We start from the raw sequence: 14,216 nt of genomic DNA, 5'->3' as shown, positions 1-14,216 counted from the left end.
CTTCCCTCCCAAAAAACAGGTATTTGTAGCAATTTTCTACAAAAAAAACATTTTTCTCGTCAAAAATTATTGCTAACATGGTATCATAAAAGCATTAAATTTAACATTTTTAAAATTGATATATAAACGGGCAAGACTGTAAGGATTAGAACAGGGGGCTTACCATGGATTACATAATTGGGGTAATTGTATTAATTTTGATTTTCATCATTTGGGGTTATTTTTTCAAAAAGAGATATTTTAAAGAAATCGATCGACTGGAATCCTGGAAAATAAGCATCATGCACCGCCCCGTGCTGGAAGAGCTTTCTAAAGTCAAACAATTGAACATGACAGGTGAAACAGAGGAAATGTTCGAAAACTGGCGCATTGAATGGGACGCCATCATTACTGATCATATGCCCGAAGTCGAAGAGCTTTTATTCGATGCCGAGGAATTCGTCGATAAATACCGTTTCAGCCGATCAAAAGAAGTACAGCGCAAAATTACAGTCAAGCTGAATGAAATCGAGGAAATGATCAAAAAGATCTTATACGAACTGAATGAACTCGTAGGCAGTGAGGAAAAAAACCGATTGGAAATTGAGGATATCAAGGAATCCTACCGTCAATTGAAGAAATCCCTGCTTGCACACAGGCATAATTACGGGAAAGCTGCTGATAAGCTGGAAAGTACCTTGGATGAAGTATTGCAGATCCTTCAAAAGTATGACGAAGAGACCGTGAATGGCAATTATTTGAATGCGAGGGAGCTTGTTCTATCCATTAAGGAAAAATTGGCGGTTCTGTCGGTTAAAATGGAAATGCTCCCGAAATTATTGGTAGATAGCCAATCCGAGCTGCATTCCCAACTTCAAGAATTGAAGGATGGTTATGAGGAGATGTCAGGACAGGGGTATCTGTTGAGCCATATCCAATTCGAGCAGGAAATATCCCGGCTTGAGGAAGAGCTGGAACTATATAAAACACAATTGGAAAATGCCGAAACGGAAGCAGTGGATAAAGGCATTAAAGATATGCGCGAAAGCATTGAGGTGCTTTATGACCTTTTGGAAAAAGAAGTACTTTCAAAACAGTATATCTTGAAAAATGATGAAGTTCTCAGGAAAACGATTAGTGACCTTGAATATGAAAACGATAAACTTAAAGTTGAAACCATACATGTTCAACACACATATCATCTGACGGAAAATGAGCTCGATGCACAAAGGAAAATGGAAAAGCAGATTGCCCAGATTTCGAAACGCCATCAATTGCTTGTATTGAAAATGGAGGATAATGTGATGGCAAGCTCCCTTATCAGCGAAGAGATGCAGGGGCTGGCTGTACAGTTGAAGGAATTACAGGAAAATCAGAAAGACTTCACCATTAAATTACAGGCTTTACGGAAAGATGAAATGGATGCCAGGGATTCACTGGCTGAATTGAAACGTAAAATGGTCGATACTGGACGATTAATTGCAAAAAGCAATATTCCGGGTCTTCCGGAAGAGTATAAATTGGTGCTATCTGATGCCAAAGAAAGCATGGATGATGTCCAGGGGAAACTTGAAGAAAAGCCGCTTGACATGGCAGCTGTTTATATTTATTTGGAAAAAGCGGTTCAACAGGTGAATAGGGTCCACGAAAAAGCCCAAGAAATAATCGAACATATGTATTTGGCCGAAAAGGTGATCCAATTCGGAAATCGCTATCGAAGCAGTCACGATATGGTTGCCGAGAGCCTTAGGGAAGCCGAGGCGAAATTCCGAAGCTATGAATATCAAGCAGCGTTGGAAACGGCAGCAACGGCCATAGAAAAGGTCGACCCAGGCAGTTTACGAAAAATCGGGGCGAACATAGAAGAAGTCCTTTCCTAAAAACCCGCCAAGGCGGGTTTTTTTCTTTTACCGGATGGACCGTGAATAGACAGGTGGGAAGTTTAAATCATTCTGAGGAATAAAAAAAGCAATTCTCCTATCATTCATGGACCAGTGTTTTACATTCTCTTTCAAATTCAATTATGTTAATATTAGATGTTGCAACAGCAACATTGAAACTTATATTTAGTAGAGTGACCATCATAGATACAAAAACATGGAAGGTGAGCCCATGATTTATTTTGATAATAGTGCAACAACAAAACCATATCCCGAAGTAATCGAATCATTCATGAAGGTTACTTCGGACTATTTCGGGAACCCCTCTTCACTTCATGGACTTGGGGTGCAATCCGAAAAACTGCTTTCCGCTGCAAGAAAGCAAATCGCTGATTTATTAAAGGTGAAGAGTTCGGAAATATATTTCACTTCCGGGGGGACGGAAGGAAATAATCTTGCCATTAAAGGAACCGCACACTTTCAGGGAAATCGCGGCAAACACATAATCACGACAGTGATTGAACATCCTTCTGTAGAAGATGCATGCCAATCATTGACGAAAATGGGTTATGAGATCACATATCTTCCCGTTAATGAATTTGGGCAAATTGATGAAATGGACCTAAAGGATGCATTGAGGGAGGATACCATTCTGGTTTCCGTCATGCATGTTAATAATGAAGTTGGCTCGATACAGCCGATTGCTGAAATCGGCAAATTGATAAAACAATACCCAAACGTGCTCTTTCATGTCGATAATGTGCAGGGAGCAGGCAAAGTTTCTTTATCATTGCGTGATGCCAATGTGGATTTATGTACAATTTCCGGCCACAAGGTCCACGGCTTGAAGGGGACGGGCATCCTTTATGTTCGTGAAGGCGTTCGGATCGATCCGCTTTTCCATGGCGGTAATCAAGAAACGAAAATCAGGAGCGGCACCGAAAATGTTGCGGGAATCGTCGCCCTATCAAAGGCTTTGCGTATTAGTATGAACAATCAATTGCTGTATCATGATAAGCTGCAGCAAATCAAAACTTATTTATATAAAGGTTTGAAGGAAATGGACGGGGTATTGGTTAACAGTCCTGAAGAAGGGGCACCACATATTGTGAATTTTTCCGTTCCCGGACTTAAATCCGAGGTATTGCTGCATGCACTAGAATCGGAAGGAATATATGTTTCGACAACTAGTGCCTGTTCTTCGAAAAAAAGGACGATAAGCAAAACGGTGGATGCAATGTTCCATAATTCGGCTCGTTCCGAAAGCGTCATCCGAATCAGTACTACCTATGGCAATGAAATCGAAGAAGCAAAGCAAGTTCTGGCGGCGATACAGAAAATAGTCGCTAATTTAGAAAAAATAATGAGGGTTGCAAAATGAAATTTGATCATATAATTATCCGTTATGGAGAAATCTCCACGAAAAAAAGAAACCGTAAAGGCTTTGTAGACAAAATGAAGGCACATATTCGCTGGAGTTTAAAAGATATTGAAGGTGTAGTGCTTACAGCCAACCGGGAGCGGATGTACGTACTCCTGAACGGTGCTGACCATAAGCCTGTCATTGAACGATTGAAAGGCATTTTTGGAATTCAGTCATTAAGCCCTGCGATAAAAATAGAGCGTGATCTGGAAGTGATGAAAACGGCAGCATTGTATTACCTGAATCATACTCTTGAAGAGGTAAAAACGTTCAAGATCACGACAAAACGCGCGGATAAGGATTTTCCATATAATACCGATGAAATTAACAGGGCAATCGGCGGGCATTTGCTTCGAAATACAGAGGATTTAAAAGTGGATGTAAAGAACCCTGATTTGAACCTGTTAGTGGAAGTGAGACGCGAAGCCGTGTATTTGACAGGTGAAATCATCCAGGGGGCAGGCGGTCTTCCATTCGGGTCAAGCGGAAAGGCGATGCTGATGCTTTCAGGCGGGATTGATAGCCCTGTTGCGGGATTCCTTTCGATGAAACGGGGATTGGACGTGGAAGCTATCCATTTCTACAGCCCACCGTTCACGAGCGAACGTTCACGTCAAAAGGTCATTGATTTGGCGGGCAAGCTTGCCGAAATAAATGGAAGCATGAAAGTGCATATCGTTCCATTTACGGAAATCCAATTATTAGTTCAAAAACAAATCCCGGAAAACTACTCAATGACTACTACCCGTCGTTTAATGATGCGGGTCGCCGATCGAATTCGTGAAAAGGAAGAAGCCATGGCACTGATTACCGGTGAAAGCCTTGGGCAGGTTGCGAGCCAGACGATGAGCAGCATGTTCGCCATCAATGAGGTGACGAATACACCGATCCTGCGCCCCCTGATTACCATGGATAAAACGGAAATCATCAAAATTGCAAGAGAGCTTGATACTTTTGAAATATCCAATCTGCCATACGAAGATTGCTGTACGGTCTTTACGCCGGCAAGCCCAAAAACGAAACCGAAACGTGAAAAAGTCAATTACTATGAAAGCTTCGTCGACTTTGATTCCTTGATTGAAAAAGCAGTCTCCGAAACAGAAGTATTGACAGTTAAACCTGGTCAGACTTTCGATAAGGAAGAAGCGATGGAAGACTTATTTTAATATCCTGTAATTACCAATAAAATAGTGCGAATGAAGCCATGTGTTTTAACACACTCTATAATCACAAGGAGGTGAAAAACACATGGCAAACAACAACAGCTCAAACGAATTATTGGTACCTGGAGTGGAACAAGCTCTACAACAAATGAAATATGAAATCGCTACAGAATTCGGCGTACAACTTGGTGCCGACACAACATCTCGCGCTAACGGTTCAGTTGGTGGAGAAATCACAAAACGCCTTGTTCAAATGGCTGAACAACAATTAGGCGGAGGCTTCAACAGATAATTTAATAAATATGGCTACAGAGAGCGGGTTTTAACACCCGCTCTCTTTCGTTTGTGGACTGAATTCGTGGACGGCTGAATAATTAACGATTTAATAAATTCCTTAGTTTTACTACATAATTGTTTACTGTTTTATATAATATGAAACCTTATTGGATGGAAGAGATTTGCGACACTCCTGCCGAATAACTGGCTAGCCAAAACCCCGCAGGCGCTTGTGCCGAGGAGGCTTGGCAGACAGTCGGCGGAAAGGGAGCGAATTTCCGAAAGGGGGTATGTGTAATGATTTCCACTCCAGGCACTCGCTTTCCGCGGGCGGTCCGGAAGCCTCCTCGGCGCTCGCCTGCGGGGTCTCCCTTGGCCACGCTTTTCCCGCAGGAGTCTCGTACATTACGTTCCAATCACTGGAACTTCTATTTTAAGAAATATTGTAGGGAAACTGGCTAATCTTCTCCAATTCGTCTACAGTCTGGCGGTTCCATCAATTTTCCGGCAAAAGGAGTTCCGAATTGCTCTCGCCCCGAACCAAAATTTTAAAAGTAAACTAGATTATCCTTCATAGTTTTTTACAGTATTTCTTAAAGGATGGAAGAAATTTGCGTCACTCCTGCCGAATAACTGGCTAGCCAAGACCCCACAGGCGCTTGCGCCAAGGAGGCTTGGCAGACAGTCAGCGGAAAGGGAGCAGGTTTCTGAAATCAGCGGAATTTTTAAAAAGAAAAACTGCAGACAAACTCACTTTAAGAGTTGTCAAAAGGCTATAAGAGAGTGGATTCCTAAACCCGCTCTCTTTATTTATTTGTAAAAATAAATAGAAATATTAGAGAAGTATCTTGTATAATGAGTAGGTACTAAGAGTTCATAATTGGAGGGGAAGAATATGAAGCGTGAAGACTTATTGGCTCCGGAACATTACAACTTAGTGAGTGAAATGGAACGTTATGCAAAAGATCCAGAAAAAGTTGCCGTACTCTGGGAGAACGAAACCGGAGATAAAAAACAACTTACATATGAGAATTTATTAAAAAGTGCAAATAAAATTGGAAATGCCTTAAAGAAAAAAGGACTGGGTAAAGGTGATACGGTCCTTATCATAATTCCTCGTTTGGTGGAAGCATATCAAGTGTATTTAGCCGCATTGAAAATTGGCATGATTGTCATACCTTGTTCGGAAATGCTTCGTGCGAAAGACTTGCAGTATCGAGTCAACCATGGTGATGTTAAAGGAATCATCAGTTATCATGAATATACTCATGAATTGAATGAAATAGAAGGAGCGGAAAGCCTTCTGAAATTCTCAATCGGAAAACGAATCGAAAATTGGCTGGATTTGAATGAGCTTGCCGGCAAAGAATCCGATCAGCTGACAATGGCCGACACGAAGAGTGGGGATATGGCGTTCTTATCGTATACTTCCGGAACGACAGGAAATCCAAAAGGGGTCGTCCATACACATGGCTGGGCTTATGCACATTTGAAAACGTCTGCTGCAAACTGGCTCGGCATCAGCGAAACGGATGTGGTTTGGGCAACTGCGGGTCCAGGGTGGCAAAAGTGGATTTGGAGTCCTTTCCTGGCGGTTCTAGGAACGGGAGCGACCGGTCTTGCTTACCATGGGAAGTTCGAGGCGAAAAAGTATCTACAGTTGCTTCAGGACTACAAAGTGAATGCATTATGCTGCACACCAACCGAGTATCGATTGATTGCAAAGGTGGAAAACCTTGATGACTATGATTTATCCCATCTTCATAGTGCTGTATCAGCGGGAGAGCCTTTAAATCAAAAAGTGTTCGAGGTCTTTAAAAACCATTTCCATATTGAAGTGCGTGATGGATATGGACAGACCGAAAATACCCTGTTGGTAGGTGTAACAAAAGGAATGGAAATTAAATTGGGCTCCATGGGCAAACCGACACCGGGCAACCATGTGGATATCATTGATGATTCCGGTAAGCCCTGTTCTCCTGGTGTAGTGGGTGATATTGCCGTACATGTCGATACACCTGCACTCTTTAAAGAATATTTTAAAGATCCCGAGCGGACATCGCAGCAATTCCGTGGGGATTATTATATCACTGGCGATCAGGCGAAAAAGGATGAGGATGGTTACTTCTGGTTTGAGGGTCGTTCCGATGATATCATCATCAGCTCGGGGTATACGATTGGACCGTTTGAAGTGGAAGATGCACTCGTTAAGCATCCATATGTTAAAGAATGTGCCGTTATAGCAAGTCCTGATGAAATAAGGGGAAATGTGGTCAAGGCGTATGTCGTCTTGATGGATGATATCGATCCGAACAGCCAGGACTTGATCAAGACGCTTCAATCGCACGTGAAAGAATTGACTGCCCCATATAAATATCCAAGGAAAATCGAATTTTTAGAAGAGCTGCCCAAAACGACATCAGGTAAAATCAAACGGGTGGATTTACGGAAAAGGGAAGAAGCACTCCTTAACAATTGATCGAAATGCATGACCGTCAGCCTCCAAGGCTGGCGTTTTTTATTGACAGGGGCTTGGATAAAAGCATAAATATGGGAATTCGTGATATGAGATGGTACACTTACTGCATATCTGCACAGTAACAATCATTTAATAAGGAGTGTAAAGCCGGTGGGAACGTTATGGTTCAATGGGTCGATTTATACGATGATTAAAGAAAATGATCAAGTGGATGCAGTCTACACTGAAAAGGGGGTAATTGTTGATACCGGCAGCCAGGGCTATTTGAAAAATGAGTATGCCGGCAATATTTCCAGGGAAATCGACTTAAAAGGACAAACGATGCTGCCGGGGTTAGTGGATAGTCACCTTCATTTGGTCGGGCATGGTGAAAGGCTGCTTCGTTTAGACCTTTCTTTGATGGATAGCAGGGAGTCGATCATGAAATCCTTGAAGGAAAAGTGCTCAAAGACCCCGGCTGGAAAGTGGATCGTTGCCGAAGGGTGGAATGAAAACGAATGGCCGAGTCCTGAATTGATATTACGGGATGAGCTCGATGTGATATCGACGGAACATCCCATCGTATTGAAAAGGATTTGCCGTCATGCCTTGGTGGTCAATTCCCGCGCCCTTTTGGAAGCGGATATTAAAGAAGATATTAAAGAACCTTCAGGCGGGGTGATTTGCCGTTATCCTGACGGACGTTTAAATGGTTTATTTAAAGAAAGTCAGGCACAGAACCTTATTTTAGACAGTCTTCCCGGCATTGATCAAGAGTATATCGAAAACGCACTCACAGAGGCCATAGAAGACGCATATAAGCTAGGTTTGACTGGCGGACATACTGAGGACCTCCATTACTATAATGGCTTCATGCCGACATATCAGGCGTTTAAATCGGTAATCGAGGACCGGGAAATGGCCTTTCGCGCGAACTTGCTTGTCCATCATGAAGCGTTTGAAGAAATGCTGGCAGCAGGAGGCGGTTATCAGAAAGGTACGCGATATATTAAATTCGACAGCATGAAGATATTTACGGATGGCTCCTTAGGGGGACGAACAGCCCTGTTGAGCGAGCCTTATGTAGATCAAAAGAATACGAATGGAGTCGCGATATTTACTGAAAACGAGCTTCAGGAATGGGTGAAAAAAGCAAGGGATGCCGGAATGCCGATTGCTGTCCATGCGATTGGCGATCTCGCTTTTGAATACGTCTTGAATGCAATTGAGGCCCTCCCCCCGCTAGAGGGACAGAGGGACCGGCTCATCCATGCGCAGATCGTCCGGCCGGAGCTGTTGCAGCGGGCGGCAAAGCTGCCGTTAATCTTTGATATCCAACCAGGCTTCGTCCCGTCCGATTTTCCATGGGTGGAAGAAAAGGTTCCAGCCAATCTGTTGGAATCCTCATATGCCTGGAAAACCTATTTGAATTTGGGCATCATTTGTGCGGGTGGGTCGGATGCACCCATTGAGCCATTAAATCCAATTTTGGGCATTCATGCAGCTGTCACAAGGATGAAAATCAATAGTGAGGACCATACCGTATATGGCTTGTCTGAAAGGCTTTCCGTTTACGAGGCTTTCGCATTGTATACCAAAGGGAGTGCTGCAGCAATCGGCCAGGAAAAACGCCGCGGTGTGATCAATAAAGGGTACGATGCCGATTTTACCGTGTTTAATCTGGATGTCTTTGCTGTTGCGCCGGATGACCTCCTAAAAGCTGAGGCGGTCATGACGGTCATCGATGATAAAATCATGTATGATAAAAATTAACAGTTGCAAAAAAAGAAATGGAAATACAAAATTGTTTGATGGAATTAGATAAAAGGAATGTAAATGGAAAGAAGGCAGGTTATGAAAGTGGATGAACAAAAAGAAGGGGCGATCTATGCAGCCCTTTCTTACATGATGTGGGGAGTCGTGCCGATTTACTGGAAGTTCCTTCAGGGGGTCGGTGCAACAGAAATTTTAGCCCAGAGGGTATTATGGTCTTTCGTGTTCATGCTGGTTTTATTGATGTTCATGAAAAAATGGCAGGCGTTTCTTGCCTATGTCAAAAACATATTGGGAAATCCCAAACTCTTTGCGGCATTACTTACGGCGTCACTGCTTGTTACAGCTAATTGGGGAGTGTTCATCTGGGCCGTTAATACAGGACGGATCCTCGACACGAGCCTTGGATATTATATCAATCCGCTAGTCAGTGTACTATTGGGAGTGATAGTCTTAAAAGAAAAATTGAGCGGGGCCCAAATCATTTCGTTCCTGCTTGCAGGAATCGGAGTCTTGATCCTGGGCATTCATTTCGGCACGATCCCGTGGATCTCTCTTGTTTTGGCCATGACCTTTGGATTATACGGTCTGGCAAAAAAAATGATCAAGGCCGAAGCGGCGATCGGGCTGACGCTCGAAACGATGATGGTAACGCCTCTGGCCCTTGGTTACCTGATATACTTGATGAACCGTTCAGAAATGCAATTCTTTACAGCGGGAAGCACAAGCTTGCTGCTGGTGGGCGGCGGGATTGTCACGGCCTTGCCTCTTTTATATTTTGCAAAAGGGGCGGAGAAGATCCCGTTATCGATGCTTGGCATTTTTCAGTATATCGCTCCGACCTTATCTTTATTGATCGGGGTATTCATCTATCATGAAAGTTTTACCAAAGCACATCTTTTAGCCTTTTTGTTCATATGGTCAGCCTTGGCGGTTTATACACTATCCATAACGAAATGGGGTCAGGCGAATGCCCGCAGGCTTAAAGGCAAAGGAAATATTGGTGCATGAATATGAAAAAATGCTTGGGAGATCTCTCCCCAAGCATTTTTATATGCCGGTATATAAAACAGAAAGGTCATGAAAGGTAAATCTTCGAACCTATTTCAGAAACAATACAATTGGAAAGGCTGACAGGACTGTGATCGTGCTTTGCTCGGGGGATATTTAGTTGGAATTGTCTATAGAAGGAACTATCCAGGAAAATGATATGCGTTGTCAGGTATGCTGATATGGTTGCGTACGGCTTTCTATTGCTATTTAATTCATCGATGATTCCCTGTGACGTCGTTATCCCGATCCCGTGGCCATAAAAGAGGTTTCTCCCTAATAAAATGGCATTTTCACCTTGCCATTCAGGAGTTGTCTCGTCATGATCAGGGTTTATGAAGTAAACACAATCGCCTGGTAAATAATCCCTTCCTTGATGAATATTAAGAGCCATATTCTCCGGAGGGCGCCAGTCATATAAAAAAAGGTTTGAAAAAAGGTAATCGAAATTCCTAGGGCCGATTGAATCCAAAATGGCTTTTAAAAAAGTGACGACGATTGCTGTCCCGCATTCGAAGGCATAAAGCCTTCCATTCATGAAAATGTCAACGAGTGCAGCATGAGGGAGAATCCCTGGCTGAAGGGTAAAGGTGCCATCCTTTGAAAGGTGCCAATATTGTTGATTGGATTGAGATTCCTCAAGTGTGGAAAATTCTGGACCGCTTTTATCCAACGCAATAGCTGCTTCTATGACTCGGTTCCTCAGCTGTATATCGAAATTAAAATCTCCAAAGTTCCGGTATTCAAAAACGTTAGAATCTTCACCCAGCAATTGGAGAATTTCAAGCGACTCAGCAGATGCTATTCCTGGTTGGATGTGACTGACATCTAACCATCTGTGATTAATCTTTATCATGATCATATCCACCTTTTGCTTATTAAATTAACGGTTTATAAAACCAGTAAACATAAATGTCTACAGATAATGCTCATTATATGAATGCCTGCAAAGAAATGACTATTTAGAAATTGTCAGCCACCTCTGCAGTCAAGAATGATTGGAATGAAAAGAGGCAGAATTACATTGATTTCAATGATTTTCGTTCCAAAAGATGTTTTGCTAGATATCCTTAAGAGTAAGGAATACCTTTCCAATTAGTGATAAGAAGCAAATTAGTATTCCCTTTTCCATATGAATTGATATAATGAGAGAGAAAAGTTCATATGTGCGAGAAATGTAGGGGGGCCAGTACTGCTGGCTGAGATTGCATCCTTTAGATGCTGACTCTTTGAACCTGATCTGGGTGATGCCAGCGGAGGGAACATATTATTACTGACTTTCTGTTTTGTATGTTAACGTCCGAATTCATCTTCGGGCGTTTTTTGCTTTTTATCCAGTATTTGAATAGACCCTGGAGCCCCATTATGGTTCCGGCATATGGATCTTATATGATGTGTAGGAGGATAATAACTTGAATAAATTCTTACCACTGTTAACTTCGTTGTTCCTTTTGGCTGGATGTGGTGCAGGCGGAACTAATGAAAAAGAAGAAGCAACTAAAAATGAAGAATTAAAAAAGGTATCGGTCGTGCTCGATTGGACACCGAATACAAACCATACAGGATTGTATGTTGCAAAGGAAAAAGGTTACTTTAAAGAGCAAGGTCTTGATGTGGAAATTATCATGCCAGGTGAAGCTGGAGCGGATAAGCTTGTCGCTTCAGGAAAATCTGAATTTGGCGTGAGCTACCAGGAGGGCATAACACAGGCCCGCGTGCAAGGCGTGCCAATTGTTTCGATTGCTGCAGTCATCCAGCATAATACCTCTGGATTCGCTTCCCCTGAGGCAAAGGACATTAAAACTCCCAATGATTTTGAAGGGAAAACGTATGGTGGCTGGGGTTCTCCGGTTGAAAAGGCCATTATTGATTCACTCATGAAAAAAGAAAATGCGGATGTAAATAAAGTGGATATAGTCAATACAGGAGACATGGATTTTTTCACTTCGGTTAAAAGGGATATAGATTTTGCCTGGATTTATTATGGATGGACAGGCATTGAGGCTGAGTTGCGAAATGAAAAGCTTAATATGGTTTACTTAACCGAATACTCTGATAAGCTTGATTACTATACGCCTGTTTTGACTACAAATGAAAAGATGATAAAAGAAGATCCCGAAACTGTTAAAGCATTCGTTCATGCAGCATCAAAAGGGTACCAGTTTGCGATTAAGAATCCTGCTGATGCAGCAGACATGTTAATTAAGTCTGCGCCGGATCTTGATGCAAAACTAGTTAAGAAAAGCCAGGAGTGGCTTGCAGCCAAGTATCAGGATGATGCTCCGCGATGGGGTGAACAAAAGCTTGAAATTTGGAAGAATTACAGTGAGTGGATGACTGAAAATAAGCTTCTTGAAGGTGATTTCGATCCTGAAAAGGCATTTACAAATGAATTTTTACCAAAATAGGAGGAAATACAATGGCCAATTCATTAATTAGTATACAAATTATTCCTAAAGGGGAAAATGTCATCCCTATGGTCGATGAAGCAATCAAGATCATTGAAGAATCAGGTGTCAAGTATGAGGTTCACCCGCTTGAAACGACAATGGAGGGGGAGCTTTCCGAACTTTTTGCCGTGATAGAAAAAATGAATGTAAGAATGATTGAAATAGGATCGCCGAATGTCATTTCCCAAGTGAAAATATTATATCAGCCAAGCGGGATTACGATGGATACGTTAACGGAGAAATATCGGGCATGATCGGAAGGGGAATTTGGAAGAAGGGGGCTCCCTTCTTTCTTTTATTATTGTTGCTGATAGTTTGGGAGTCAGTGACAGTCTTATTGAAGGTTGAACAATGGCTGCTTCCCGCTCCATCGGCCATTTTCATTGAAGGAATTGAGTCGTCGCGCAATCTTTACGGACACCTTATATCGACAACCGAGCTTGCGTTGTCGGGTTTTTTTATTGGAAGCTGCATCGGCTTATTGGTTGCTGCAACCTTACACCTATTTCCAGGTGTGAAGGACGCGGTTTATCCTCTGCTCATACTATCACAAAATATACCTATCATAGTTTTGGCCCCGCTATTGGTGATCTGGTTTGGCTTTGGCATGCTGCCTAAGCTAATAGTGATTTCGCTCGTATGTTTTTTTCCGGTTGCGGTTGCATCATTGGACGGTTTTCGCCAGACACCATACGAACTTAAGCATTATTTCAAGATGATGGGAGCGGGGAAAAACCAGTTATTTTGGAAGCTGGAATTTCCTCACTCAATCCCATTCATTTTCTCCGGCCTGAAAATTTCGGCAACCTATAGCGTAATGGGTGCGGTTATTTCAGAGTGGCTCGGGGCAAAATCGGGGATTGGTGTTTATATGACGCTCGCGTCCTCTGCGTTCAGGACAGACCGGGTGTTTGTTGCCATTTTCATCATTATGGGAATGAGCATGGTCTTTTTTGGAATCATCACCTTCCTGGAGAAATACTTAGTTTCTTGGAAGAGAAAGGAGGGCGGCAAGGATGAAGCTGGAAATTAAAGATGTCTCCTATTCTTTCGATGGTAAACAGAATATATTGGAGAACATGAATTTTCGTGTGGCTGATGGGGAATTTGTCACTATCCTTGGGCCATCGGGCAGCGGTAAAAGTACTTTGTTCCACTTGATCGGAGGTATTTTGAAGCCGGATCATGGCATCATTTCACTGGATGGTAAAAAGATAAATGGTTTAAAGGGCCATATCAGCTATATGCCGCAGCAGCCTTCCCTTTTACCTTGGAGAACGGTATTGGAAAATGTTTTGCTGGGAAGTGAACTTGCTGGGATCAGAGATAAAGAAAAGGCAAAAGCCCTATTGATGAAAGCTGGATTAGAAGAGTATGAGAAAGCATATCCGCATGAATTATCAGGAGGCATGAAGCAAAGGTCCGCATTCATCCGGAGTATCTTAAGTCCACAGGACTTGATGTGCCTGGACGAACCCTTTTCTGCCTTGGATGAACTGACAAGATTGCAAATGCAAAAATGGCTGTTGTCGGTTTGGGAGGAAAATCGGAGGTCGGTGCTTTTTGTTACGCATAGCATAGATGAAGCGGTTTTCCTATCCGATAGAATTTATGTGTTATCTGCAAAACCGGCTGCGGTCATCAAAGAAGTCAAAGTTCCGTTTCCAAGGCCAAGAAGTGAAGAACAGCTTCTTAGTGATGAATTTTTTCATTTGAAAAGAGAGTTATATGCAGCATTAATGCCAACTCTTTCTACTTAAGTAA

The 14,216-nt window shown here is 42.5% G+C and carries 12 protein-coding genes and 1 riboswitch; of the genes, 11 read left to right on the top strand and 1 reads right to left on the bottom strand.

Annotation, left to right across the window (positions count from 1 at the left end):
- The first annotated feature begins 164 nt into the window (after positions 1-164).
- The 7 genes from ezrA (at position 165) to rarD (ending at position 9,963) form a co-directional block, all read left to right on the top strand.
- Entirely contained in the window at positions 165-1,859 is a 1,695-nt protein-coding gene (gene ezrA / locus ACYP5M_RS10370; RefSeq protein ID WP_459735018.1) for a septation ring formation regulator EzrA, read from the top strand.
- A 232-nt stretch (positions 1,860-2,091) separates the two neighbouring features.
- Entirely contained in the window at positions 2,092-3,240 is a 1,149-nt protein-coding gene (locus ACYP5M_RS10365; protein ID WP_459735017.1) for a cysteine desulfurase family protein, read from the top strand.
- Entirely contained in the window at positions 3,237-4,448 is a 1,212-nt protein-coding gene (gene thiI, locus ACYP5M_RS10360; protein WP_427571727.1) for a tRNA uracil 4-sulfurtransferase ThiI, read from the top strand. The genes ACYP5M_RS10365 and thiI overlap by 4 nt, the downstream gene beginning before the upstream one ends.
- An 82-nt stretch (positions 4,449-4,530) precedes the next feature.
- Positions 4,531-4,737 carry an alpha/beta-type small acid-soluble spore protein gene (locus tag ACYP5M_RS10355; RefSeq protein WP_034309203.1) on the top strand — a complete coding sequence of 69 codons (207 nt, stop codon included), beginning with the start codon at positions 4,531-4,533 and terminating at the stop codon, positions 4,735-4,737.
- An 879-nt stretch (positions 4,738-5,616) separates the two neighbouring features.
- Entirely contained in the window at positions 5,617-7,200 is a 1,584-nt protein-coding gene (mbcS, locus tag ACYP5M_RS10350) for an acyl-CoA synthetase MbcS (protein ID WP_427571729.1), read from the top strand.
- Between the two features lie 150 nt (positions 7,201-7,350).
- Positions 7,351-8,952, top strand: a complete 1,602-nt coding sequence (locus ACYP5M_RS10345) for an amidohydrolase (protein WP_459735016.1) — start codon at positions 7,351-7,353, stop codon at positions 8,950-8,952.
- Positions 8,953-9,033: 81 nt separating this feature from the next.
- Entirely contained in the window at positions 9,034-9,963 is a 930-nt protein-coding gene (gene rarD / locus ACYP5M_RS10340) for an EamA family transporter RarD (RefSeq protein ID WP_459735015.1), read from the top strand.
- Between the two features lie 67 nt (positions 9,964-10,030).
- On the opposite strand, the gene ACYP5M_RS10335 is transcribed toward rarD, so the two are convergent.
- On the bottom strand, positions 10,031-10,858 hold the full coding sequence (locus ACYP5M_RS10335) for a protein-glutamine gamma-glutamyltransferase (protein ID WP_459735014.1): 828 nt from the start codon (positions 10,856-10,858) through the stop codon (positions 10,031-10,033).
- 313 nt (positions 10,859-11,171) lie between these two features.
- Positions 11,172-11,281: riboswitch (TPP riboswitch) on the top strand.
- 133 nt (positions 11,282-11,414) lie between these two features.
- Here ACYP5M_RS10335 and ACYP5M_RS10330 point away from each other — a divergent pair.
- Genes ACYP5M_RS10330 through ACYP5M_RS10315 form a run of 4 tightly spaced genes read left to right on the top strand, consistent with a single transcriptional unit; the run spans position 11,415 to position 14,212 of the window.
- Entirely contained in the window at positions 11,415-12,410 is a 996-nt protein-coding gene (locus tag ACYP5M_RS10330; protein WP_459735013.1) for an ABC transporter substrate-binding protein, read from the top strand.
- An 11-nt stretch (positions 12,411-12,421) separates the two neighbouring features.
- A complete protein-coding gene (locus ACYP5M_RS10325; protein ID WP_034309193.1) occupies positions 12,422-12,706 on the top strand; it encodes a thiamine-binding protein in 285 nt (94 codons plus the stop codon).
- Entirely contained in the window at positions 12,703-13,485 is a 783-nt protein-coding gene (locus ACYP5M_RS10320) for an ABC transporter permease (RefSeq protein WP_434167541.1), read from the top strand. The genes ACYP5M_RS10325 and ACYP5M_RS10320 overlap by 4 nt, the downstream gene beginning before the upstream one ends.
- A complete protein-coding gene (locus ACYP5M_RS10315; RefSeq protein ID WP_434167540.1) occupies positions 13,469-14,212 on the top strand; it encodes an ABC transporter ATP-binding protein in 744 nt (247 codons plus the stop codon). The genes ACYP5M_RS10320 and ACYP5M_RS10315 overlap by 17 nt, the downstream gene beginning before the upstream one ends.
- Positions 14,213-14,216 lie beyond the last annotated feature (4 nt).

This window comes from Peribacillus sp. N1, assembly GCF_054600815.1.
Note: the sequence above shows the minus strand (reverse complement) of the source record. Positions and strands in the feature narration are given on the sequence as shown.

What these genes read in the sequence shown, in the direction of transcription:
- ezrA (WP_459735018.1), top strand. Translation starts at nt 165, where the DNA reads ATGGATTACATAATTGGGGTAATTGTATTAATTTTGATTTTCATCATT.
- ACYP5M_RS10365 (WP_459735017.1), top strand. Translation starts at nt 2,092, where the DNA reads ATGATTTATTTTGATAATAGTGCAACAACAAAACCATATCCCGAAGTA.
- thiI (WP_427571727.1), top strand. Translation starts at nt 3,237, where the DNA reads ATGAAATTTGATCATATAATTATCCGTTATGGAGAAATCTCCACGAAA.
- ACYP5M_RS10355 (WP_034309203.1), top strand. Translation starts at nt 4,531, where the DNA reads ATGGCAAACAACAACAGCTCAAACGAATTATTGGTACCTGGAGTGGAA.
- mbcS (WP_427571729.1), top strand. Translation starts at nt 5,617, where the DNA reads ATGAAGCGTGAAGACTTATTGGCTCCGGAACATTACAACTTAGTGAGT.
- rarD (WP_459735015.1), top strand. Translation starts at nt 9,034, where the DNA reads ATGAAAGTGGATGAACAAAAAGAAGGGGCGATCTATGCAGCCCTTTCT.
- ACYP5M_RS10335 (WP_459735014.1), bottom strand. Translation starts at nt 10,858, where the DNA reads ATGATAAAGATTAATCACAGATGGTTAGATGTCAGTCACATCCAACCA.
- ACYP5M_RS10325 (WP_034309193.1), top strand. Translation starts at nt 12,422, where the DNA reads ATGGCCAATTCATTAATTAGTATACAAATTATTCCTAAAGGGGAAAAT.
- ACYP5M_RS10320 (WP_434167541.1), top strand. Translation starts at nt 12,703, where the DNA reads ATGATCGGAAGGGGAATTTGGAAGAAGGGGGCTCCCTTCTTTCTTTTA.
- ACYP5M_RS10315 (WP_434167540.1), top strand. Translation starts at nt 13,469, where the DNA reads ATGAAGCTGGAAATTAAAGATGTCTCCTATTCTTTCGATGGTAAACAG.